Origin of the sequence: Sorangium sp. So ce834 (assembly GCF_051521425.1) — a bacterium.
Classification (GTDB): domain Bacteria; phylum Myxococcota_A; class Polyangia; order Polyangiales; family Polyangiaceae; genus Sorangium; species Sorangium cellulosum_D.
Genome location: NZ_CP150351.1, coordinates 7,437,270 through 7,460,580, shown reverse-complemented (window position 1 = coordinate 7,460,580; position 23,311 = coordinate 7,437,270). Strand labels below are relative to the sequence as shown.

General features: G+C 73.3%; 14 protein-coding genes. 9 read left to right on the top strand and 5 right to left on the bottom strand.

The window, feature by feature from the left end:
* Positions 1 to 32: 32 nt before the first annotated feature.
* Positions 33 to 683, bottom strand: a complete 651-nt coding sequence (locus WMF20_RS26745; RefSeq protein WP_437604770.1) for a cytochrome c3 family protein — start codon at positions 681 to 683, stop codon at positions 33 to 35.
* A 283-nt stretch (positions 684 to 966) separates the two neighbouring features.
* Between WMF20_RS26745 and WMF20_RS26740 the strand changes: the two genes are divergently transcribed.
* Positions 967 to 2,337, top strand: coding sequence for a PQQ-dependent sugar dehydrogenase (locus WMF20_RS26740; protein ID WP_437604769.1), 1,371 nt, complete (start codon positions 967 to 969; stop codon positions 2,335 to 2,337).
* Positions 2,338 to 2,343: 6 nt separating this feature from the next.
* Here the strand turns inward: WMF20_RS26740 and WMF20_RS26735 are convergent, their stop codons facing one another.
* A complete protein-coding gene (locus WMF20_RS26735; protein WP_437604768.1) occupies positions 2,344 to 3,426 on the bottom strand; it encodes a hypothetical protein in 1,083 nt (360 codons plus the stop codon).
* 10 nt (positions 3,427 to 3,436) lie between these two features.
* Entirely contained in the window at positions 3,437 to 4,972 is a 1,536-nt protein-coding gene (locus tag WMF20_RS26730) for a serine/threonine-protein kinase (RefSeq protein ID WP_437604767.1), read from the bottom strand.
* A 276-nt stretch (positions 4,973 to 5,248) separates the two neighbouring features.
* On the opposite strand from WMF20_RS26730, the gene WMF20_RS26725 reads away from it, so the two are divergent.
* The 3 genes from WMF20_RS26725 to WMF20_RS26715 all read left to right on the top strand — a co-directional run bounded on the left by WMF20_RS26725 (position 5,249) and on the right by WMF20_RS26715 (position 12,672).
* The gene (locus WMF20_RS26725; protein ID WP_129577071.1) at positions 5,249 to 5,872 is read left to right on the top strand and encodes a TetR/AcrR family transcriptional regulator; all 624 of its coding nucleotides are present in this window, start codon (positions 5,249 to 5,251) and stop codon (positions 5,870 to 5,872) included.
* A gap of 415 nt (positions 5,873 to 6,287) precedes the next feature.
* Complete coding sequence (locus tag WMF20_RS26720; protein ID WP_437604765.1) at positions 6,288 to 11,579, top strand: trifunctional serine/threonine-protein kinase/ATP-binding protein/sensor histidine kinase; 5,292 nt, start codon at positions 6,288 to 6,290, stop codon at positions 11,577 to 11,579.
* Positions 11,580 to 11,670: 91 nt separating this feature from the next.
* Positions 11,671 to 12,672 (top strand): response regulator, encoded by a 1,002-nt coding sequence (locus tag WMF20_RS26715; RefSeq protein ID WP_437604764.1) that lies wholly within the window; start codon positions 11,671 to 11,673, stop codon positions 12,670 to 12,672.
* Between the two features lie 91 nt (positions 12,673 to 12,763).
* Here the strand turns inward: WMF20_RS26715 and WMF20_RS26710 are convergent, their stop codons facing one another.
* On the bottom strand, positions 12,764 to 13,765 hold the full coding sequence (locus WMF20_RS26710) for a hypothetical protein (protein ID WP_437604763.1): 1,002 nt from the start codon (positions 13,763 to 13,765) through the stop codon (positions 12,764 to 12,766).
* 705 nt (positions 13,766 to 14,470) lie between these two features.
* Here WMF20_RS26710 and WMF20_RS26705 point away from each other — a divergent pair.
* Positions 14,471 to 15,811 carry a S1 family peptidase gene (locus WMF20_RS26705; RefSeq protein WP_437604762.1) on the top strand — a complete coding sequence of 447 codons (1,341 nt, stop codon included), beginning with the start codon at positions 14,471 to 14,473 and terminating at the stop codon, positions 15,809 to 15,811.
* A gap of 160 nt (positions 15,812 to 15,971) precedes the next feature.
* On the opposite strand, the gene WMF20_RS26700 is transcribed toward WMF20_RS26705, so the two are convergent.
* A complete protein-coding gene (locus WMF20_RS26700) occupies positions 15,972 to 16,496 on the bottom strand; it encodes a hypothetical protein (protein WP_437604761.1) in 525 nt (174 codons plus the stop codon).
* 494 nt (positions 16,497 to 16,990) lie between these two features.
* Between WMF20_RS26700 and WMF20_RS26695 the strand changes: the two genes are divergently transcribed.
* The 4 genes from WMF20_RS26695 (at position 16,991) to lon (ending at position 22,956) form a co-directional block, all read left to right on the top strand.
* Entirely contained in the window at positions 16,991 to 17,593 is a 603-nt protein-coding gene (locus WMF20_RS26695; protein WP_129577065.1) for an RNA polymerase sigma factor, read from the top strand.
* On the top strand, positions 17,590 to 18,450 hold the full coding sequence (locus WMF20_RS26690; RefSeq protein ID WP_437604760.1) for a hypothetical protein: 861 nt from the start codon (positions 17,590 to 17,592) through the stop codon (positions 18,448 to 18,450). Before WMF20_RS26695 ends, WMF20_RS26690 begins: the two co-directional genes overlap by 4 nt.
* 56 nt (positions 18,451 to 18,506) lie before the next feature.
* Positions 18,507 to 20,321: an LA_2272 family surface repeat-containing protein gene (locus tag WMF20_RS26685; RefSeq protein ID WP_437604759.1), complete on the top strand. Its 1,815-nt coding sequence runs from the start codon at positions 18,507 to 18,509 to the stop codon at positions 20,319 to 20,321.
* Positions 20,322 to 20,556: 235 nt separating this feature from the next.
* Positions 20,557 to 22,956, top strand: coding sequence for an endopeptidase La (gene lon / locus WMF20_RS26680; protein ID WP_437604758.1), 2,400 nt, complete (start codon positions 20,557 to 20,559; stop codon positions 22,954 to 22,956).
* Positions 22,957 to 23,311 lie beyond the last annotated feature (355 nt).

Genomic DNA, 23,311 nt, shown 5'->3' with positions numbered 1-23,311 from the left:
CGCGCCTCCGCTCGATCCTCGATCCCGCGCGTTCACCTGTGGCAGGTCGAGCAGTGCTCGAGGCGCCGCACGCCGAGCTGCTGCGCGATCTGGCGGCCGATCCGCTCCGCGTCGGGGCCGGCGTCCCACTCCATGTCCGTGACGGCGGACGGCGGGCGGAGGTGCCGCTCCGGCGCCCTGTGGCAGGCGAGGCACCAGCCCATCGTCATCGGAGACACCTTCCGGACGTCGGGCATCTGGTCCACGCGGCCGTGGCACGTCACGCAGCCCACCCCCTTGTTCACGTGGATCGCGTGGTTGAAGTAGACGAAGTCGGGGACGTCGGTGACGCGGTTCCACGCGATGGGGGTGTTCGAGAAATAGCTGCTACGGACGAGCTCGAGCTTGGGGCTCTGATTCCAGATCTGGCTGTGACACCCCATGCAGAGCGCGGTCGACGGCATCCCCGCCGTGCCGGCGCGCTCGACCGTGGAATGGCAGAACCGGCAATCGATGGCGTCGTCCTGCACATGGTGCCTGTGGTCGAACTGCACCGGCTGCTGCACGGGCAGGTTCTGCCCGGTGTTCCACTCCGTGCGCACGTAGATCATCGGCGCCGCCACGGCCGCCGCGCCGCCGAGGAGGACGGCGGCGATGGCGAGTCGGAACGCGGTGTTGCTCCAGCGCGGGAAAACGGATGCCATGATCTCGTGTAGCCGGCATCGCTCGACGGGCGGCGAGGCGGCCATCTCCATCGATGCGGAGATCGCCGGCGTCGTTTCGCGATCTCATCGAGCGCGCGCCGGGATCCGCGCGCTCGGGCGATCCCGGAGCGGCGCCGTCCGGCGTGCGCTCGATTGCACCATGCGCGCGAGCGCCGGCCGCGAACACCAGATCTTCGCCTCCCGGGACGGAGATCTGCGATATCTTGCCGTGATGAGGCCATCGAGCTCTGCCCTATCGCCACTCCTGGTCATCGCGCTTCCGGTGGCGACCGGGCTCGCCTTCTTCGCGTGCTCGCGCGACGAATCGATCTCCCCGCTGATGCTCGGCACCGGCGGCGCGGCCTCCTCCGCCTCCTCGACCGGCGGGCCGGGCGGGAGCGGCGCCGGCGGAAGCGGCGATGCCGGGGGCAGCTCCGGCGGGGGCGGCGCCGGTGACGGCGGGGCCGGCGGTGACGGCGGCGCCGGCGGCGCTGGCGCGAGCGGCGGGGGCGGCGCGCGGCTGAGCTGCGCGCCGCCGTCCGAGGACGAGGGCGCGCTGAAGCTCACCCCGCTCGTCACCGGCCTCAAATCCCCGATCCTCGTGAAATCCGCGCCGGGCGACCCGACGCGGCTCTTCATCGTGACGCAGCCCGGTCAGATCCTCGTCCTCGACGAGGGGGCGACCGAGCCGACGGTCTTCCTCGACATCCGGGAACTCCTTATCTTCGCGGACGAGCGCGGCCTCCTCGGGCTCGCCTTCCACCCGGAGTACGAGAGCAACGGCCGCTTCTTCGTCCACTACTCCGACAAGGCGACGGACGGCGATACGCGCGTCGTCGAGTTCGCGCGGGGCGAGCGCCCGGACGTGGCCAATCCGACGCCGGTGGCCACCTACCTCGAGCAGGCGCAGCCGGCGCGCAACCACAACGGCGGCTCGCTCGAGTTCAGCCCGGTCGACGGCTTTCTCTATCTCGCGCTCGGCGACGGCGGGAACAGCAACGATACCGGCCCCGGCCACTCGCCCATCGGCAACGGCCAGGATCTCGCGACGTGGCTCGGGAAGATCCTTCGCATCGACGTCTCGACGCACCCGTACCGCATCCCGGAAGGGAACATGACCGGCGAAGGCGTCCTGCCCGAGATCTGGGACTATGGCCTACGGAACCCGTACCGCTTCAGCTTCGACGCGTGCACGGGCGATCTCTACATCGCCGACGTCGGACAGCGGCTCTGGGAGGAGATCAACATCGAGCCGGCGGGGCAGGGCCGGAAGAACTACGGGTGGCGCCTGATGGAGGGCGCGCACTGCTTCTCGCCGGCGGAGGACTGCGACCCCGAGGGCGCCACGACGCTCCCCGCCGCCGAATACGGCCATGCCGGGCAGGTGATCGAGGACTGCTCGGTCACCGGCGGCTACGTCTACCGGGGGAGCAAGATCCCGTGGCTCCGCGGCAGTTACTTTTTCGGCGACTACTGCAGCGGCCGGATCTGGACGCTGAGATACGAGGGCGGGGTGGCGTCCGCGCCCGTCGACCGGACGGACGATCTCGGGTCGTTCCGCTTCAAGCTCGCCAGCTTCGGGCAGGACGGCACGGGCGAGGTCTACGTCACGGATTTCGGCGGCGGCACCGTGTACCGCATCGATCCGGAATGAGGGCGCTCACATGGACCAGCGGAGCCCGGCGTAGCGCGGGCCGAGGACGAGCTCGGGCGGCGGCGCGGAGGCGGCCTTCTTCTCCGGCTGGACCGGCACCTTGCGGCCGCCGATGATCGCGAGCGGGATGCCGACGCCGGCGAAGACGACCCCGCCGAGGATGAGCGCGACGCCGGCCTCCTCCGCGCTGGCATCTTCCTCGTAGCCGAACTCTTCCTCGAACGGGTCGGGGGGCTCCCCCGTGTACTCCGAGTCCGTGCCCGAGCTCGCGGCGAGCGCCAGGCCGCCGCCGAGGAGGGCCACGGCGCCGATGCTCGTCAGGACGATGCCCGTGACCATCAACCCCTTGCTGCGGCGCCGGGTCAGCGGCTCGGCCGGGGGGGGCGGCGCGCGCCCGGCCACGGGCGCGAGCGCGGCGCCGCTCGCCGGCGGGGCGGCGGCGCGCGCGGGCGGCGGCGCGGCGGGGCCGCTCGCCGGCGGGGCGGTGGCGCGGGCCGGCGCGGCCGCGAGCGGCGGGACGGCCACCGTCTCCGAGGCGCCGGCCTTGTTGACCTCGACGGTCTTCACGAACGGCGAGCGGCCGGCGGCGGAGGCCTCGACCGTGTGCTGTCCGGGATCCACGGGCACCGGCGTGCCCCACTGCGCGCGCCCCACGAGGGCGCCGTCGCGCTTCACCTGGAGGTCGGCCGGGGCGTCCGCGGGCGCCGTGATCGTCAGCCGGACGAGCTTCGGCTCCAGCGCCGTGGCGCGCTGCCGCGCGACCTTCTCGCGCTCCAGCTGGCCGGCGGCCTTGGCCGCGCCCGCCACGTCGAGGAACGTCGACCAGGCGCTCGCCGTCCGGCCGAGCTGCTCGTAGCAGGCCGCGAGGTTGAACTGCGTGCCGATCCCGGGATCGAGCCGCTGGCTCTCCTCGAGCTTGGGGCACGCCTCGGCGTGCTTGCCCTGGGCCATCAGCTGCCTGGCCGCGTCGAACAGCGCCTGCGCCGCCGCCGTATCGGCCCTGGCGTCGCGGCCGCCCCCCACGAGGGCGGCAAGGAACATCGCGAGCGCCAGCAGGCGCCCGAGGTGCTGCATGGGCAGGCTCGTCATGGTCGTGTCCTCACTTGCGATCGTCGAACAGGTTGCCGCTCGCCGGCGCGGCGGCCGGAGCGGCGGCCGGCCGGGCGGTCCGGGGCTGCGGCGGGGCCGCGGCGCCCGCGGGTCGGGGGGCGGCGCTCGCCGGGGGCGCCGCCGCGGGCTTGCCGCCGGCCGCCGCCGCGGAGACGACGGCGGCCGGGCCCGCCGCCGCGGAGGCGGCCGCGGCCGGGCCCGGCGCCGCGCGGTCCTCCGCCGGCGGGGGCGCCTCGACGCCGCCGGGCGTGACGGCGGGCGAGAGCGCCGCGGGCGCGCCGGGCAGCGCCGCGGAGCCGGCCGGCGACGGCGCCGCGGGCGCGCCGGGCAGCGCCGCGGAGCCGGCCGGCGACGGCGCCGCCGAGGCGCTGGCGGACGGCTCGGCCGGGGCGCCGTCGCGGCCCGCGCGGGCGCTCAGGAAGCCGAAGATCCCGAGCGCGACCGCGAGCGACAGGCCGATGCCGGCCAGCGCGACGAGCCCCACCGGCCGCTTCCGCCGCGCCACCGTCCCCGTCCACGGCGCGGCGGTGCTCGCCATCGTCGGCGAGATCGCCCCGCTCCGCGCCGCAGCGTCGGGCCGCGACGGCGCCGAGCTCCGCGAGATCCCGCTGATCCGGTCGACGGAGAGCCGCGCCCGCCCGCTCGCGAGCGGCGCGAGCGCCTCGGCCAGCGCCCCGACGTCGCGGAACCGCCGCTCCGGCAGCTTCTCCAGGCACCGCTGGATCACCGCCTCGAGCGCCGGGGGCACGTCGGGGCGGAACGAGGCGAGCGGGCGCGGGATCCCCTGCATGATCGCCACGCAGAGCTGCGGCATGGTCGCGCCGTCGAACGGCGGCGCGCCCGCGAGCAGCTCGAACAGGATGACGCCGAGCGACCAGATGTCGGTGCGCGCGTCGACGTCGCGCGCGGACTTGAGCTGCTCCGGCGACATGTAGAGCGGCGAGCCCATGACGGCCGTGGTGTCGGTGATCCGCGGATCGGCGCCGCCGGTCGCCACCTTCGAGATCCCGAAGTCGAGCACCTTCACGCACGGCGAGCCGTCGGCGCGCCGCGTCAGGAACAGGTTCGCCGGCTTGAGGTCGCGGTGGACGATGCCCGCGGCGTGCGCCTCGGCGAGCGCTTCGCAAGCCTGGAGCACGTACTCGACGGCGACCTGCGGCGGCATGGGCCCGCCGGCGCGGAGCGCCTCGGCGAGGTCGCTGCCGGACAGGTACTCCATCACCATGTACGGCGTGCCCGACTCGAGCGTCCCGACGTCGGTCACGCGGGCGACGTGCTCGCTCTTGACCTTCACCGCGGCGCGCGCCTCGCGCACGAAGCGCTCGGCGAGGGTGCGCGAGTGGGCGGCCGCGGGCAGGAGCAGCTTGATCGCGACCTGCTCCTCCAGCTGGAGGTGGGTGGCGGCGACGACGACGCCCATCCCGCCGATGCCGATCACCCGGTCGACGCGGTACTTGCCGGCGATCACCTGCCCCTGTCGAACCAGCCCTTCGGCTTCGTCGTGTGTCGGCGCGGTGCTCGTCATCGATCGGTCCCTTCGGCCCGCCGGATCGAGGATCGCGTGAAACGCGCGATCTTCGCGGAGAATCCGGCGCAAAGCCAGCCCACGATAGCCGCCGGACGGACGGCAATCAACGTCATGGCTCGGCTCCGTCGCCCCGCGCCCGCGCGCCGCGGGCCCGCGCCTGCTTCGGCGTCCCGCGCGCCCGCGCGCCGCCCGCCCCGCCCCCGGGGTGTTCCCGCCGACGGCTCGCCGGGACGCTTCCCCCGGGCGTGAATCCGAGAGAACATCGCTCACGCCATGGAGCACGGTCACCCCGGCGGCGCGAGCGAGCGGCGTCAGCGGATCCTCGAGGCGACAGAGCGGCTCCTCCGCCGGTACGGGCCTGCCAAGACCACCGTCGCCGACATCGCCCGCGAGGCCGAGATCGCGGTCGGCGCCGTGTACCTGGAGTTCGCCTCGAAGGACGCCATCGTCGAGGAGCTCTCCCACGGCCAGCACCGCGCCGTCATGGCCGCCATGCGCGCCGCCGCGGCCGTGGACGACCTGCCCTTCTGCGACCGGCTGCGCGCGGTGTTCGACGTCCGCGCGCGCTCCTTCCTGGAGCTCGCCGGCTCGGGCGCGCACGCCTGCGACCTCGTGCATTGCCAGAGCCGCGCCGTGAAGGCGGCCCACGCCCGCTTCCTCGACGAGGAGCGCGCCCTGCTCCGCGACCTCATCGCCCGCGGCGCCCGCGCGGGCGAGCTCGACGCCGAGGATCCCGAGCTCGCCGCGCGCGCGCTCCTGCGCGCCTACGCGAGCTTCTCCCCTCCGTGGCTGTTCCAGAGCTCCCGCGACGAAGCCTTGGCGATGCTGTCCGCGGTCCACCGGATCGTCCTTTACGGCCTCGTCGGCCGCGCGCCCGCCCCCACGCCGAAGCGCTGACCGCGGCGCCGGCGTATCCGTGCTCGCGGGGTAAGCCCGCCTGCCCCGGCGGGCGCCGCGCAGGGGGCCCGAGAGCCCCAGTCGCCGCCCCGGCCGCCGCGCGGGTCAGCGAGGCTGTCAGACGGGCCGCGCGACGCGCCTCCGGCGAGCGCGTGTCCCCTGGACACGAGTGCCCTCGATCCGCGCACCGGCAGGGTCTCTGTGCGCACTCCCTGGTTCGATGATCTCGAGCGCAGAGGCGCGCAAACGCGCGCAAACACCGACAGACGCCGAGTTCTCCCTGGAGGTTCGACGATTTCTGTGACAGCCGCGGATCGGCGGCTTATGATCCGCCCCTTGCTGGAGGGCAGTCATCGCCTCGCCAGATCGGAGCAGAGCCTTGCAAGCAGCTGTGGGCTATCGAAGCGAAGAGGTGGTGCATACGACAAATGAGCGGTGGAGCTTCGTGCGCGCCGTGCGCGAGAGCGACGAGCGCCGCGTCCTGCTCAAGGGGCACCTCGACTCACCTCGTCACACGGCTGCTGCGGCCGCTTCTGCGCTCCTCAACGAATTCGAGATCACCCGCTCTCTCGACGCCGCGGGGGCGCTGAGCCCCGCGCGGATGGAGCTGTCCGGCGAGACACCGGTGCTCGTCTTCGAGGACGAGGGGCTCACGCCCCTCGACGCGCTCCTCGCGCGCGCTCCGCTCCGGATCGAGCAGCTCCTCTCGTGGGCCGCGCGCATGGCGGACGCGCTCGCCGAGGTGCACGGCGGCGGCGTGATCCACAAGCACATCCAGCCGCAGAGCTTCTTCGTCGACCCCGGGACAGGCGCGGTCCGGCTCACCCATTTCATGTTCGCGACGCGGCTCCGCAAGGAGCACCCGCAGGCGCAGAGCACGGTCGAGGAGGGCAGGCTCCCCTACATGTCGCCGGAGCAGACGGGCCGGATGAACCGGACCCTCGACTGGCGCACAGACCTCTATTCGCTCGGGGTCGTGTTCTACGTGATGCTCGCCGGGCGCCTTCCGTTCGACGCCTCGGGGCCGCTCGAGTGGATGCACGCCCACCTGGCCCGGCCGCCCGCGCCGCTGTCCGAGGACTCCGTTCCTCCGGCCGTGTCGGCCATCGTGATGAAGCTCCTCGCGAAGGACGCGGAGGAGCGGTACCAGAGCGCAGAGGGGCTGTCGAAGGACCTCGAGAGGTGCCAGCGCGCGCTCCGCGAGGCCGGGCGGATCGACCCGTTCCCCCCCGGCGAGCACGACGTCTCCGGTCATTTCCGCATCCCGCAGCGCCTCTACGGCCGCGAGGGGGAGGCGCAGCAGTACCTGTCGATCTTCGAGCGGGTGCTCGCCGGCAGCCGCGAGATGATCATGATCACGGGCTATTCCGGGATCGGCAAGACGTCGCTCGTGCACGAGATCTACAAGCCGCTCACGCGGGAGCACGGCTATTTCATCTCGGGCAAGTTCGACCGTCTCCACCGCGGGATCCCCTATTCCGCGGTGATCCAGGCGCTCCGGAGCCTGCTCCAGCAGGTGCTGGCGGAGAGCGCGGAGCGGGTCGAGGCCGCGCGGCAGTCGCTGCTGAAGCGCCTCGGGAGGAACGCGTCGCTGCTCATCGAGGTGCTGCCCGAGCTCGGGATCGTCCTCGGCGCCGGGAACGTCCCGCCGGCGCCGGCCGAGCTCGGTCCGGCGGAGGCGCAGCACCGCCTCCTGCTCGCGTTCCGCGGGGTCCTCAAGGCGTTCTGCGGCCGCGAGCAGCCGCTCGTCCTCTTCCTCGACGACCTCCAGTGGGCCGACGCCGGCTCGCTCTGGCTCCTCGAGGGGCTCCACGGCGGCGAGGATCTCGGGCCCTTGCTCCTCGTCGGGGCCTATCGCGACAACGAGGTGAACGAGAGCCACCCATTGCTCATGACGCTGAGGTCCGTGCAGGCGACCTCGGTGACGGTGAACACGATCCAGCTCTTCCCGCTCCAGTTCGCGGCGCTGACCCGGCTCGTGGCCGACACCCTGAGGCAGGACCCGAGGGCGGTGGAGCCGCTCGCCTGGCTCGTCATGCACAAGACGGAGGGGAACCCGTTCTTCGCGCGGCAGTTCCTCCAGGCGCTCGACGCCGACGGGCTCGTCTACTTCTGTCCGGAGGAGCGCCGCTTCCGCTGGGACATCGAGAAGATCGAGGCGCGCGGGTTCACCGAGAACGTCGTGGAGCTGATGAGCGGGCGGGTGCGCAGCCTCGACGCCGGGACGGTCGATCTGCTGAGGCTCGCCGCGTGCATCGGGAACACGTTCGACCTGGAGACCCTCGCGGTCATCGCCGGCCTCGGCAGGGCGGAGGTCGCGCGCCGCCTCCTGCCGGCGATCCGCGACGAGTACATCCTCCCGGTCGGCGAGCCCTCGGGCGAGGCCGCCGCGGGCCGCTACCGCTTCCTGCACGACCGGGTGCAGCAGGCGGTCTATGGGCTCATCGACAGGCCGCAGCGCGAGGCGGTCCACCTCCGGATCGGCCGGCGGCTGCTGGCGGCCGCGGCGCCGGAGGAGCGCTCCGAGCGCATCTTCGAGATCGTCGAGCAGCTCGACGAGGGGCTCGGCCTGGTGCGGTCCGCCGAGGAGCGGCTCGCGATCGCGCAGCTCAACCTGGAGGCCGCCGTCCGCGCCAAGCAGTCGACCGCGTACGCCGCCGCCCGGCGCTACCTGGAGGCGGGCCGCGGGCTGCTGCCGGCCGGCGCGTTCGCGTCGCACTACGCGCTCGCCTTCGCCCTGCTGCGGCAGCTGGCCGAGGTGGAGTACCTGCTCGGGGCGATGGACGCGGCCGAGGCGCTGGTCACCGAGGCGCTCGGCTACGCCAGGACGCCGGTGGAGAAGGCCGACCTGCTGAAGCTGCGGATGGTGCAGTACACGATGCGCGGGCGCTTCACCGACACGGTGGAGGCCGGGCGGGAGGCGCTCGCGCTGGTCGGCGTGGCGCTGCCGTCGCGCGCGAGCGCGGCGGAGCTCGACGCGCTGGTGGAGGCCGAGGCGGCGCGGGTCGAGCAGCTGCTGGGCGGCCGGGCCCCGGCGTCGCTGATCGAGGCGGAGGAGATCGAAGGCGAGAGCCAGCGGCTGGCGGTCGGCGTGCTCAACGAGCTGATGGCGCCGCTGTACATGCTGAAGCTCGAGAAGCTGAACTTCTTCGCGTGCTGCAGCATCGTGCGGATCTCGCTCGAGCACGGGCTGGCGCCCGAGGCGTCGTACGGCTTCGCCATGTACGGCGGGCTGATCGGGCACTTCTACGGCGACTACCACCAGGGCTACGCGTTCGGCCGGCTGGCGGCGGATATCGGCCTGCGGTTCCGGATGCAGGGCGACTTCTGCCGCGCCTGCTACATCCTCGGCAACAACATCCAGTCGTGGGTGCGCCCGCTGTCGGAGACGGACGCGCTGTTCCGGGACGGCTACCGGGCGGGCCTGGACGCGGGCGACCTGCAGTTCGCGGGCTACTTCCTCATCTACCTGCTGCTCAACCCGCTGTTCCGCGGCGCCAGCGCGCGCGGGCTGCTCGAGGAGCTGCCCGCGTCGCTGCGCTTCGCCAAGCGCACCAAGCACACGGTCGCCACGCACAGCATCCTCGGCCTGCTGCTGGCGCTGCGGGACCTGACGGGCGACGAGGCCGCGGTCGCCGAGGAGGCGCTGACGGAGGAGCAGTACCTCAAGGACTGCGAGGCGCACCAGACGCGCTACGCGCTCTGCCACTACCAGATCCTCAAGGCGATGTGCCTGTACCTGCACGGCCTGCCCGCGGAGGCGCTGCGGCTCGCCGACGAGGCGGAGGAGAACCTCGGCTTCCTCGCGGGGAAGTTCCAGACCGCGGCGCTCAGGTTCTACCGGGCGCTGGCGCTCGCGGCGCTCCTTCCCGAGGCGGCGGAGGGGGAGCGGGCGCGGCTCCGGGCCGATCTGGACGCGTGCCGCGAGCGGCTGCGCGGCTGGGCGGAGAGCTGCCCGGCGAACTTCTCCCACAAGCACGCGCTGGTCGAGGCGGAGGCGGCGCGGCTCGATGGCCGGGTGGACGAGGCCGCGAGGCTGTACGAGCAGGCGATCGCGCTGGGCCGGCAGCACGCGTTCGTCAACATCGAGGCGCTCGCGTGCGAGCTGGCCGGCCGCTTCTGGATGTCGCGCGGCAGGACGCGCGTGGCGCTCGACTTCCTGACCGACGCGCTGCAGGCCTACGGCCGGTGGGGCGTGGACCGCAAGATCGCGCTCTTGACCGAGGAGTTCCCGCTGATCAAGCCCGGGCGAGAGCGGGGCGCGCGGGCGGACGTGTTCGACGCGGAGACGCTGCTCAAGGCGGCGCGCGTGCTCTCCGAGGAGCTGGTCGTCGAGCGGCTGCTCAGCAGCATGGTGCAGGTGCTCGTCGAGAACGCCGGCGCCGAGCGGGGGGCGCTGCTGCTCGTGCGCGGCGACGACCTCGCGCTGGTGGCGCTGGGCACGGCGCACCCGCCGGCGTCGAGGGCGCTGCCGTCGATCCCGCTCGGGGACCAGAGCGACGAGGTCTGCGCCTCGGCGGTGCGGCTCGCGGTGCGCACGCGACAGAGCGTGATCCACGCCGACGCCTCGCAGGACCCGGCCTTGCGGGACGACCCGTACGTGAGCGCGCGCAAGGTCCGGTCGATGCTGTGCGCGCCGCTGCTCTTCAAGGGGCGGGCGCTCGGCGCGATCTACCTGGAGAACAACCTGTTCGAGGGGCTCTTCGGGCCCGAGCGGCTCGAGATCCTGCACCTGCTCGCCGCGCAGGCGGCCGTCTCGTTCAACAACGCGCTCGTCTACGAGAGCCTCGAGCGCATGGTGGAGGAGCGCACGCGCGAGCTCCGGAGCACGCAGCAGCAGCTCGTCGACGCCGCGCGCAAGGCGGGGATGGCCGAGGTCGCGGGCAGCGCCATGCACAACGTGGGCAACGCGCTGAACAGCGTCATGGTGCTGCGGATGCAGCTCTCGGAGCGGATCGCGGGCTCGCGCGTCCCGCGGCTCGGCCAGGTGGCGCAGCTCCTGAAGGCGCACCGGGGCGACCTCGCCGGGTTCCTCTCGGACGACCCGCGCGGCCAGCGGCTGATCGAGTACGTCGACGAGCTGGCGCGCCACCTCGCGGCCGAGCAGGAGGCCGCCGCCGGCGAGCTCGCGGAGCTCGGCGAGTGCGTGGCCCGCATCCGCGACATCGTGTCCGATCAGCTGCGCAACGCCGGGATGAAGATCATCGTCGAGCCGGTCATGGTCTCCTCGGTGGTCGAGGACGCCCTGCGCGTCGGGCTGAACCGCGCCGAGCGCGCGCACCACGGCATCGAGGTCGTCTGCGAGCTCTCGGACGAGGCGCGGGTCGAGACGGACCGGCACCGGCTGCTCCAGATCGTCACGAACCTCATCACGAACGCGCGGCGGGCCGTGTGCCACGCGGTGGGTCCGGATCGCCGGGTCCTCGTCCGGTGCGCGCCGCGGGACGGGGGCGGCTGCTCGGTGGAGGTCGAGGACACCGGCGTGGGCATCGCGTCGGATCACCTGGCGCGGCTGTTCCAGCAGGGGTTCACCACGTGGCCCGAGGGCACGGGGCTCGGCCTGCACGCGAGCGTGCTGGAGGCCCGCCTGCTCGGCGCGGACCTCCGCGTGGAGAGCAGCGGCCCCGGCCAGGGCGCGAAGTTCACGCTCGATCTCCCGGCCACCGCGCCCCGGAGCGGGAAGCGGCGCGCCGAGGCGCTCGCTTGACGCGCGCCCGGCGGGCGCGGGGCGGCGATCTTCCGTGCACGGCAGGGCCGGCTCGCTCGGATCGAGCGGACCGGCGCGGGCCGAGGTCCCGATGAACAAGGCGAGCGCGCTCCACAGAACGAGGATCCTGGTCGTCGACGACAACGCCGCGATCCACAGCGATTTCCAGCGGATCTTGAGGGTCGGGCCCCGGAGGTCGTCGCTCGAGGAGCACGAGGCCGAGCTCTTCGGCGATCTCGACGCGCCGATGACGCTCCCGGTGGTCGAGCTCGACGTGGAGCTCACGCTGGCGCACCAGGGCGAGGAGGGGGTCGAGCTCGTGCGGCAGGCGCGGGCGCGCGGGGAGCCCTACGCGGTGGCGTTCGTGGACTTCCGGATGCCTCCCGGGATCGACGGGGTCGAGACGATCCACCGGATCTTCGAGGAGGATCCGGACGTGCAGGCGGTGTTCTGCACGGCGTACACCGACCTGTCCTGGAAGGAGATCGCGAGCCGGCTCTCGGAGGTGGACCGGTACCTGATCCTCAAGAAGCCGTTCGAGCCGATGGAGGTGCGGCAGATGGCCGCGGCGCTGAGCGCGAAGTGGCGGCACCAGCGGGAGCGCGCGAGGGCGCACGCCGCGCTGCTCGAGCGCGAGGCGCACCTCGCCGAGCTCCGGCAGCGCCAGGAGGAGGAGAGCCGGCTGCGCGAGCGGGAGATCGCGCTCCGGGCGCAGGTCGAGGCGCTCGCGGCGCTGTCGACGCCGATCGTGCCGATCTCCCGGCGCGCGGTCGTGGTCCCGCTCGTGGGGGAGCTCGACGCGCGCCGCGGCGAGGGCATGCGGTCGGCGCTGCTCGCGGGGATCGTCGCGCGGGGCACCCGGACCGCGATCATCGACGTGACGGGCGTGCCGAGGATGGATGAGCCGATGGCGATGGAGCTCGAGCGGACGGCGGGCGCGGTCCGGCTGCTCGGCGCGGAGCCGGTGCTGACCGGCCTCGGCCCGGAGGCGGCGCTGCAGCTGGTGGCGCTCGGCGTCTCGCTCTCGGGGCTAAGGACGTTTCTGACGCTCCAGGAGGGCGTCGCGTTCGCCCTCCGGCGGCACAAGGTTTAGGGATCCTGCTCGGAGGGGGGTGATGCGCCCTGCGCCTCAACCCCCGAGAGCAGGGTTGCCTCCGGCGCGCGTCGTGGGGGAAGATCCGCGATCAGTTACACGACCCGAGGGAGACCCACTCGGCAGGGCACCACGAGGCCGGGTTGATGGGCGGGCAGTCCGGGTGCGACCACCAGATCTGCTGGGTCGCCTGCCAGAACTGGCCTCCGTAGGTGACCAGCGTGGAGGGCGTATACACCTGCCCCGACTGCCATGCGGGCAGGCTGCTGCACGTCGAGCACGCCTCCCAGGTCGACGGCGACGCGCTGAGGTTCTTGTTCTGGTAGACGTACGGAGGGGCGTTGTGGAACGACCAGGTGCTCGAGCCCGACATGTTCTGCCAGACGCCCGAGGTGGTCTTCAGCTGCTGGCGCAGCATCTTGATGGGCGCGTCGCAGGAGATGTGCGGCTCGGCGTACTGCGGGCCCACGTCGCGGAAATGCTCGATGTCGTGCGCGTACATCTCGACGGTCGTGCGCGTGTCCTGGGCGAGGAACTGCCAGCCGGCGCCGTCCTTCATGTCGACATAGAGGCAGAGGAGGGAGCCGTTCACGTCGGCGACGCGCGCGGACGTGCACCACTCGTACTTGAAGACCACCTGATCCCCGGGCTGCAGGCCGCTGAGCGAGCCGCCGCAGGTGCCCCCCGAGCCCCACTGGGTGTTGCAGCTCGAGTGATTCCCCGTGACCCCGTCGTCATCTCCGAAGTAGTAGACGAACCACCCGTCCGGGGTGTGGTAAATGCCGGACTCCAGGTTGTAGTACCACTGGCCCACCACGCCCCAGGCCGTGGACTCGTTGAGGAACTCGGGGACCTCCCACTCGATGAGCCAGCCGCGGGTATCTCCGACGGTGCCCGTGTAGCTGCTCGTCAGATCGTAAGTCCCGAGCAGGCTCGCCTCGCCGAGGCTCTCCTCCTCCACGTCGACACCGGCGGTGCACGCGGCGCCGCCGAGGGTTCCGAGGAGCAACAGCGCCGCGCCGACGCGAGGCCAGACGGCGCGCGACGGACGACGAGAATGGGTATGCGTCGACAGGGTGCTCTTCTCGATCATAAGGTTTCTCCTGAAAGCGGTGTTTTCCCCCCACGGCGTGAGTAGCGCAGACCCCGCCCGCTTGCTGTTAAGTTGTGTGAAGTCGTACGACTTGATTCCGGGATCAGGCGCCGAACGCGCAGGTCGCCGTTCGCGCGGGAGGTCGATGCTTTGACGGCGAGTTGGGCGGCGGCGCCGCGCGCCCGGGAGGCCGCCGGGGGAGCGATGTGCCGGGATGAAGGCTGCGGCCTGGAGGCCGTAGCCTCCAGGCGTGGAGGCTCGCCCCTCCGGCGAGACACCCCAGGGGCGAGCAGCTGCGTCGGTTGCCGGGCGGGGACGAAGCGCGGGGTCGGGCCGATTCCGCCGTGATCTCGGCTGGCGATGATGTCGACCGCGCTCTTTTCAGCCTCTGGATGCGCTCGTGATCGACGACCTCCGTTCCGACACGCATGCGCGAGCGCCGCGCCGCGCGCATCGCGGTGATGTCGAGCGCATCGGCGGCCGATGTCGGCTCGCGGCGAGCTCATCGGCATGCCCGTTGCTAACCATCGGATTGCGGCGCGACCTCGGACGGGCGCCGCAGGATCGTCGATGCCAGCAGGCGGTTGTTCCGCGGCGAGCGCGCGTGTCGCGCGGCGGCCTGCGCTCGGGATCCTTGGCTGGGCTCATCGGCGGAGTCACGCCGCGTCTCCCCGACAGAGCCTTTGAGCGAGAACGGAGATGATCATGTACTATCACCATCGAAAGACCACGCTGTCCCTCCAATGGCTCGCCATCCCCGCCGTGACGGCGCTGCTCTCGGGATGCTTGACGGCCGATCCGGACACGGAGCCTTCGCACGAGGACTCGGTCTCGGAAGGACACCTGTCGCCCAGCGGATTTTCGCCGCTGTCTTCCGCCACTCGCGCCGAGAAGGACTGGGAAGTGGAGGGGTTCGCCCGCGAGCGTGGCATCTCGTACGCCGAAGCGCAGCAGCGGCTCGGCTGGCAGACGCTCGCGCCAGAGCTCGAAGAGCTGGTCAGCGCCGGTCTGGGCGACCAGTTCGGCGGCACCTGGATCGACGCCGCCCGCGGCGATCGGATCATCGTCGGCGTGGCGGGCAAGGCCGGCACCGACGCGGTCGCCGTCGTGCGGGACGCGGCCCGGAAGATCGGTCTGACCGAGGGGTACGATATCGTCGAGGTGCGCCACTCCATGGCGGAGCTCGAGCGCGCCAACGACCGGCTCGGCGATCGGATCGAGAAGGTCAACGACGGCGCGGACGCGACCCTGACCGCCGGCTTGCGCGCGGACCTCAATGCGGTCGAGCTGCAGGTACCAGCTGAGGGCCGGCTGACCGATGCCCAGCGCGATCTTGTCGCCGCCGCGAGGGCGGAGCTCGGCGGCGTGCTCGCGCTCGGCTCGTACGCCGGCCGCGCCACGGCGCGCGCCTGCGTCTATCCCCATTGCGACCCGCCGCTACGCGGCGGTATACGGATCACCAACTCCGGAGCGGGTTGCACCGGGGCGTTCATCGCCAAGAGCAAGATCGACGACGTGCTCTACCAGTTCACCGCCGGGCACTGCGCGCCCGGAAACGTCGACGACTGGTCGACCCGCTTCACCGACAAGTCCAGCCATGTGATCGGCCCCGTGTGGCACTGGGAGTGGCACAAGGGCGGTGACATGGCGATCCTGCGGATCAAGAACCCGGGCGGATGGGAGCCGGAGCCGTGGGTCCACGTCACGAGCGGGCCGGACACGACGACCAACACGACGTATACGATCAAGTCCGACCACCTGAGCGTGCTGGGCATGCGCATCTGCACCACCGGCGCCTTCTACGGCCGCAGCGACTGCGGGTACGTCACCCAGCTCGGGGTCACGGCCACGTACGGCGGCGTGACCGTGCGGAAGCTGGGTCGCGGGTCGTTCTGCGGGACCGGCGGCGACAGCGGCGCGCCGATGTACGCATCGCACGTGGCCTACGGGCTCCAGGTGGCCGGATACAGCGAGTGCGACAGCCTCTACCAGGGCATCCGGGCCGCCGAGTCGGTGCTGAACGTCAATGTCTTGCACGCGCCGTAGCTGCGGACGAGCGGCCGCCGCGTGAGCGCCGCCCCGCGCTGACCGCCCGGCTGCTGTCCCGCTCCAGGGACTCCTTGGACAGCGCGCGGCGACACGACCGGCGAGCGCGGAGGCGACCCGGGTCACATTGAGCTAGGGTCCCCGGGAAGCGCCGTGCGCCTCAGGTGCAGGTCCCCTCGACGCACTCGCTGCCGCTCGGACAGTCGCAGTCCGCCTCGCAGGAGATCGCCGGCTCGGGCGGCGGCTCGCAATAGCCGGCCTCGCACGACTCGCCCTCGGGGCAATCGCACGACGCCGCGCAGGGCGTCTTGCAGGTCCCCTCGACGCACTCGTCGCCGCTCGGGCAGTCGCAGTCCGCCTCGCAGGCGCCCGGGTTCTCCGAGGAGCCCCCGCCGTCGCCGCCGGTGCTCACGCCGCCCTGGCCGCCCGTGCTCGAGCCGCTCTGGCCGCCGGTGCTCACGCCGCCCTCGCCGCCGGTGCCCGAGTGGTCATCTTCTTCTTCCTCTTCTTCGCGGTCCGGGCGCCCCGCGTGGGGAGCGCCGGGGCCTTCGTCCCAGAAGCACTCCTCCTCATCTTCATCCCAGTCGCAGCGATCGTTTGTGTTGATGTAACAACCCATCATCGTCGTCGAGGCGAAGCACAAAGAGAGGCCGAGGCCCCACTCGAAGGCGGTGCGCATGCTCATACGTCATCACTCCTGATCAGCGATGGACCCAGGGCAGCGGCGCCGCACTTCCCGCGGCGCCCTCTGCCCACCCGACGCTGCGTGCCCGCCGCCGCGCGCTCCGTTCAACGCTCCCGCGCCTCCGCACGATCTCGACGCCCACCCCCGCGCCGACCCCTCGGCTCGGTGAGGTGAAGTACACCCGGAGGTCGGCTTCGCGGGCCGAGGTCGATTTCCCCCGCCGGGGTTGAACGTTCCGGACCCGTCCGGGCACGAAACCGACGCCGCCCCATGAACGATCCCCGCCACGCCGGGCACGAAGCCGTGTGCCACAGGTCGCCCCGACCCCCCCGACGCCGGCCGACGTCAAAAGGGCAGCGCCGCTGGGCCCGTTCGGATGTAACCATGACAACGCAGGGATGGACCGAGAAGGGACGGAGCGAGCGGCGGGCTTTCCGCCGGGAGAGGCAGCGGGCCCCGGTCACCCCGCGAGCACCGCGGAGAGGTCGCGGCCGATGAGGACGCTCGCGCTCGTGATGCCGTTCCTCTTCTCCCGCGGCGCCGAGCGCGCGCAGGACGAGGAGGAGGCGCTCGTCGAGCGGCTGCGGCGCGGCGACGCCGCGGCGGTGGGCGAGGCGTACGACAAGCACTACGCGGCGGTGCGCGGGTTCGCCCGCCGCCTCACCGGCGACGACGCCGCCGCCGAGGACCTGGCGCACGACGTCTTCGTCAGCTTGCCGCAGGCCGCGCAGCGGTTCCGCGGCGGCTCGTCGTTGAAGACGTTCCTCATCGCGATCGCGGTCAACCACTCCCGCCACCACCTCCGCGCCGCAGCGCGCCGCCGCGCCGCCATGGAGCGGCTCGCCCTGGAGCCGGACGAGGGGGACGCGCCGAGCCCCGAGCGGGAAGCCGGCCGCGCCGCGCTCGCCCAGGCCCTGAGCCGCGCCCTCGACGCGCTGCCGGACGCGCAGCGCGCGACGTTCGTGCTCTGCGAGGTCGAGGAGCGCAGCGCGCGCGAGGTGTCCGAGATCCTCGGCGTGCCCGAGGCGACGGTGCGCACGCGGCTGTTCCACGCCAAGCAGAAGCTCCGGACGCTGCTGGAAGAGAGGACCCCATGAAGGACGACGTGCTCCGCGAGGCCGCGCGCGCGCTGCGCGACGATGCGGACGCGTCCGTCGCCCGCCGCGACGAGACGCGCGCCCGCGTGATGAGGAGCCTGAAGGCGCAGCGCGCCCGCCGGCTCACCACGGTCCGCGTGGTCGTCCCGCTGGCCGCCGTGCTCGTCGGCTCGGCCGCGTGGGCCTCGGCCGCGCGCTGGTTCCCGGACGCCTTCCACGACATCGCGTCCCAGCTCGGCCTGAGCGCGGCCGAGCCGCCGAGCGCGCCTCCGGCGCCGCCGTCGCCGCGCGCGCGCTCCGGGCCGCGGCACGCGGCCGACGCGCCCGCGCCCGACGTCGAGGCGCCCGACGTCGAGGCGCCCGCGCCGCCGGAGGCCGAGGCGAGCGCCGCGCCGATCGCGCCCGCGCCGCCGGCGCCGTCTCTGCCCACCGCCGATCCCCCGGTCGCCCCCGCGCCGCAGCGCGCCCCGGAGCTCGCGGTCGCGCCGCGCGCGCGCCCGCCCGTCGCGCCGCGCGCCGCGCGCCCCGCGCCCTCGCCGGCGGGCGATCCGCAGGCCGTCCAGCGCCCGCCGGCGGGGCCCGACGCGGACGCGCTCTACCAGGCGGCGCACCGCGCGCACTTCGTCGAGCGCGATCCCGCGTCCGCGCTCTCGGCCTGGAACGCTTACCTCGCCGCTGCCCCGCGCGGCCGCTTCGCCGTCGAGGCCCAGTACAACCGCGCCCTCTGCCTCGTTCGCCTCGGCCGCAAGGACGAGGCGCAGCGGGCGCTCGAGCCGTTTGCGCAGGGCTCGTTCGGCGGCTACCGCCAGGCCGAATCGCGCTCGCTGCTCGAGGCGATGCGCAGCGCGGACGAGTGAGCGTGAGCGTCGCGCGCGCGTGAACGAACGCGCCGCGAGCGGGCACAGCACGGTCGATGAACACTCCCCACATTGCTCCTCCCCCCGCGCCGCCGCGGGGCTCGCCGCGCCGCGACCGGAAGACGCCCGCGCGCCGCGCAGGCCTCCGCGCGGGCGTCGTCCTCCTGCGCGCCCTCGCGGCCGCGGGCGCGTTCGCCGCGGCCGCCGCGCCTCCCGCGCGCGCCCTCGCCGAGGAGCCGCGCGCCGCCGGCGTCGATCTCGTCGTCGACGGCGCGCCGTGGACGCTCGATCCCGACGCGGTGCGCGCCGCCGTCGAGCGCGAGCTCGGCGCCGGCGTGACGCTGGCCCGCGCGGCGGCCGCCGGGCGCCCCACGCTGGTGCTCCGCGGCGAGCCCGACGGCCGCGTCACGCTGAGCTACAGCGCCGCGGACGGCCGCCGCATCGAGCGCACCATCGACCTCCCCGAGGATCCCGATCGCGCCGCCGAGGCGATCGCCCTGCTCGCGGGCAACCTGGTCCGGGACGAGGCCGCGGAGCTCGCGGCGTCGTTCGGCAAGCGCGCCCCCGAGGCTCCGCCCGCCGCGCAGCCGGAGCCCGCCCCGCCCTCGGCGCCCCCGGCCGCCGGCGAGCAGGCCGCGCCAGCGGGCGCCGCGCGGGGCGCGCAGGCCGCGCGCCCCTCGCAGCCCGCGCGCCCGGAGCCTCCCCGGTGCTCGCTCCCCGGCGCGAAGAACGTCTTCCTCGGCGCCGACATCGCCCCGTTCGTCGGCACCTCGACGTTCGACGGCACGAACGTCGTCCGCCGCTACTCGCTCAACCTCGCCGGCGGCTACACCGCGGGCATCGCGGGCCTCGAGGCCGGCGTCGGCGTCAACATCGCCTCGTCGTTCCTGTGCGGCGCCCAGCTCGCGGCCGGCGCCAACCTCGCGCTCGGCCCGGCGCGCGGCGCGCAGATCGCGCTGGGCCTCAACCTCGCGAGGTCGCTCTCGGGCGCGCAGGTCGGCTCGATCAACGTCGCCGCCGGCGCCGTGGACGGCGCGCAGGGCGGCGTGCTCAACGTCGCCGCCGGCGCCGTGGACGGTGCGCAGATCGGCGCGATCAACGTCGCCGCGGGCGCCTCGGCCGATCTGCAGCTCGGCGTGGCCAACGCCGCCGTGAGCGACGCGACCGGCGTGCAGCTCGGCGCGATCAACCTCGCCGTGGGCGCGGCGACCGACGTGCAGATCGGCCTCGCCAACCTGGCCGCGAGCAGATCGACCGACACGCAGCTCAGCCTGATCAACGTGGCCGCGGGCGAGTCGACCGACGTGCAGATCGGGCTCCTGAACGTGGCCACCGGCAAGGTGGAAGGGATGCAGATCGGCATCGTCAACTACGCCGACGACTCGCCGTTCTCGCTCGGGCTGCTCAACTTCATCCGCAACGGCCGTCTCCACGTCGACGTGTGGGGGATGGAGTCCGGCATCGCGATGGCCGGCCTCAAGAACGGGAGCGATCACTTCCACAACATCTACGGGATCGGCGTCCGCCTCTCGGGCGACCACCCCCGCATGGTCTTCTCGCTCGGCCTGGGCGGCCGCATCTCCCTCGGCGAGCGCGCCTACGCCGACCTGGACCTGCTCGGGTACTCGATCCACGAGCCCTCGACGGCCAACCCGTCGGCCTCGCTGGTGCAGGCGCGCGCGGTCCTCGGCGTCCGCCTCTTCCCGGAGCTCGCGGTCTTCGGCGGCCCCAGCTACAACGTCGCCTTCGGCGACACCGCAGAGGACGCCCGCCTCAGCCCGTACGGCAGCACCTCCTTCGCCGACAGCGCCGACGACGTGAATCCCTGGCGCGGCTGGCCCGGCATCGTGGTCGGCGTCGAGGCGTTCTGACCTGACCGCCGCGCTCGCTCGCAGGGCGGGTTGACGGACGCATGAACGAATTTACTTTCCGTTCATCGATTCATGGAGCTCGCCCGAGCGGTCGCTCGCGGCGGTCTACGTGAGCGACCCATCCGCGCGCCGCGCGCCGCCCTGACCCGGCGGAGGCGCGGCGCTCCGCAACCACCCGTCCACCGATCCGATCCGGCAGGGATGGCGCGAGCCTTTCGCTGCCCCAGGAGTTCGCATGAGCCAGCTTCGCAGCGGCGCCAGCGCGCCTCGCTCTCCATTCCCCCTGCTCCCGCTCCGCACGGGCGTGCTCTTCCCGGGCACCGTGCTCACGCTCCCGGTGGGCCGCGCCCGCTCGGTGGCGCTGCTCGGCGCGGTCCACCCCGGCGACGTGATCGGCGTGATCGCGCAGCGCGATCCAAAGCGCGAGGATCCGCGCCGCGAGGATCTCCACGACATCGGCACGTTCGCTCGGGTCGTCGACGTCACGCGCGTCTCGAACGGCTACCGGCTGGTGATCGAGGGGCTCGATCGCTTCGCGCTCACGGCCCTGGTCGAGGCCGAGCCGTACTGGCGCGCCGAGGGCGCGCTCGCGCCCGAGTACCCCGGCGACGCCGAGGAGGCGCGCCTGCTCGCCGCGTCGCTGCGCGAGCGCGCCCGCGAGCTCGGCCCGAGGACCGCGACGAACCTCGCCGAGATCGCCGCCGCGAGCCGGGCCGAGCCGGGCCTGTTCGCGGATCAGGTCGCCGGCGCGCTCGGGCTCCCGACCGAGAAGGAGATGGAGGTGCTCGCCGAGCTGCGCGTCGTGCCGCGGCTCCAGCGGGTCGCCGGCCTGCTCTCCGAGGCGGCCGCGCTCGCGGACCTGAAGAAGAAGATCGACAACGACGTGCGGCGCGAGCTCGGCAAGGGCCAGCGCGAGGCGATCCTGCGCGAGCAGCTCCGGGCCATCCAGAAGGAGCTCGCGGGCGGCGAGGAGGGCGAGGACGAGCTGTCGCTCCTCCGCCGGCGCCTCGACGAGGCCGGGCTCTCCGAGGAGGCGCGCGCCGTCGCCGACCGGGAGCTCCGGCGGCTCGAGTCGGTCGGCCCGCAGGGCGCCGAGCACAACGTGATCCGCACCTACCTCGAGTGGATCGCCGATCTGCCGTGGAGCGCGCGGGCGGCCGTCAAGGACGACCTCGACGCGGTCCAGGCGAAGCTCGACGAGGATCACCGCGGCCTCGACGACGTGAAGCGCCGCATCCTGGAGCACATGGCGGTGCTCAAGCTGACCGGCAAGGCGCGGGCGACCATCCTGTGCTTCGCGGGCCCGCCCGGCGTGGGCAAGACCTCGCTCGGCCAGTCGATCGCCGACGCCACCGGCCGGCCGTTCGTGCGGATCTCGCTCGGCGGCGTGCACGACGAGGCGGAGCTGCGCGGCCACCGGCGGACGTACGTCGGCGCGCTGCCCGGGCGCATCGTGCACGCGCTGAAGAAGGCGAAGGTGAAGAACCCGGTCGTGCTCCTCGACGAGGTCGACAAGCTCGGCGCGGGCTTCCGCGGCTCGCCCGAGGCGGCGCTCCTGGAGGTGCTCGATCCGGAGCAGAACCGGACGTTCGTCGACCACTACATGGAGCTGCCGTTCGATCTGTCGGAGGTCGTCTTCCTCTGCACGGTGAACGACCTCGGCGCGCTCTCCGCGCCGCTCCGGGACCGGCTCGAGGTCATCGAGCTGTCCGGCTACACGCCGGACGAGAAGATCGCGATCGCGCGGTCGCACCTCGTCCCGAAGCAGCTCAAGGAGCACGCGATCGATCCGGGATCGCTGTCGATCACGGACGAGGCGCTCGTGGCGATCGTGCGCGACTACACGCGCGAGGCCGGGGTGCGGCAGCTCGGCCGCGAGATCAAGAAGCTGTGCCGGGCGGTCGCGCTGGAGATCGCCCGCGCGGCGGACGGCAAGGCGCCGCGCGTGGCGATCGAGGCGAGCGATCTCGGCAAGTACCTCGGCAAGGTCCGGTTCTTCAGCGACGTCGCGGAGCGGACGAGCGTGCCCGGGGTCGCGACCGGGCTCGCCTGGACGCCGGTGGGCGGGGACATCCTGTTCATCGAGACGTCGCGGATGCCGGGGAAGGGGAGGGTCGAGATCACGGGTCAGCTGGGCGACGTGATGAAGGAGTCGGCGAAGGCGGCGCTCACCTACGTGCGCAGCCACGCCGGCGAGCTCGGCGTCGATACGGCGAAGCTCGAGACGGAGGACCTGCACATCCACGTCCCGGCGGGCGGGGTGCCCAAGGACGGGCCGTCAGCGGGCGTGACGATGTTCACGGCGCTGACGTCGCTCCTCTCGGGGCGGCGCGTGCGCTCGGACACGGCGATGACCGGCGAGTGCACGCTGCGCGGGCGGGTGCTGCCGGTGGGCGGGATCAAGTCCAAGGTGCTCGCGGCGCACCGGGCCGGGATCACGCGGGTGATCCTGCCGCAGAAGAACGCGCGCGACGCCGAGGAGATCCCGGCGGAGGTGCGGGGCGAGCTGGAGATCATCTTCGTCGAGGACATGAGCCAGGCGATCGCGGCGGCGCTGGAGGAGGCGCCGATCGAGGCCGTGGGCGGCGGCGCGGCGGCGAACGCGGCGGCGGGGGAGCCGGCGGCGGCCGCGTAGCGGAGGGGGATCCGGGGGGGGCGGGCGCGCGCGGCTGTGCCGAGCCGCGCGCGCCGGCGGGGGGCTGTGCGCGGCGGCGCGCGGGTGGGCGCTCGGCCATCCGCCGAGGCGGGCGGCGTGGGCGCTTGCGCTGAGAACACCGCCCGGCATGTCTCACTTCGGGCCATGCCTCCTGGGACGTTTCGTCGCGCGCCACACAAGGCGCGCCTGAGACGTGGAGCCCCCTGAGAGCTTATGGCACCTCGTTCGGTGCTCGCCGCGCCCACCCGCGCGCCGCCGCGCACAGCCCCCCGCCGGCGCTTACGTTGTTGTGGGGGCGTCGTTCACCGAGCTGCAGGCGCACCGTTTCGAGGCG

Bases quoted from the DNA above. Each gene is read 5' to 3' on its own strand.
- WMF20_RS26745 (WP_437604770.1), bottom strand. From the start codon at position 683: ATGGCATCCGTTTTCCCGCGCTGGAGCAACACCGCGTTCCGACTCGCC.
- WMF20_RS26735 (WP_437604768.1), bottom strand. From the start codon at position 3,426: ATGACGAGCCTGCCCATGCAGCACCTCGGGCGCCTGCTGGCGCTCGCG.
- WMF20_RS26730 (WP_437604767.1), bottom strand. From the start codon at position 4,972: ATGACGAGCACCGCGCCGACACACGACGAAGCCGAAGGGCTGGTTCGA.
- WMF20_RS26725 (WP_129577071.1), top strand. From the start codon at position 5,249: ATGGAGCACGGTCACCCCGGCGGCGCGAGCGAGCGGCGTCAGCGGATC.
- WMF20_RS26715 (WP_437604764.1), top strand. From the start codon at position 11,671: ATGAACAAGGCGAGCGCGCTCCACAGAACGAGGATCCTGGTCGTCGAC.
- WMF20_RS26710 (WP_437604763.1), bottom strand. From the start codon at position 13,765: ATGATCGAGAAGAGCACCCTGTCGACGCATACCCATTCTCGTCGTCCG.
- WMF20_RS26705 (WP_437604762.1), top strand. From the start codon at position 14,471: ATGTACTATCACCATCGAAAGACCACGCTGTCCCTCCAATGGCTCGCC.
- WMF20_RS26700 (WP_437604761.1), bottom strand. From the start codon at position 16,496: ATGAGCATGCGCACCGCCTTCGAGTGGGGCCTCGGCCTCTCTTTGTGC.
- WMF20_RS26695 (WP_129577065.1), top strand. From the start codon at position 16,991: ATGAGGACGCTCGCGCTCGTGATGCCGTTCCTCTTCTCCCGCGGCGCC.
- WMF20_RS26690 (WP_437604760.1), top strand. From the start codon at position 17,590: ATGAAGGACGACGTGCTCCGCGAGGCCGCGCGCGCGCTGCGCGACGAT.
- WMF20_RS26685 (WP_437604759.1), top strand. From the start codon at position 18,507: ATGAACACTCCCCACATTGCTCCTCCCCCCGCGCCGCCGCGGGGCTCG.
- lon (WP_437604758.1), top strand. From the start codon at position 20,557: ATGAGCCAGCTTCGCAGCGGCGCCAGCGCGCCTCGCTCTCCATTCCCC.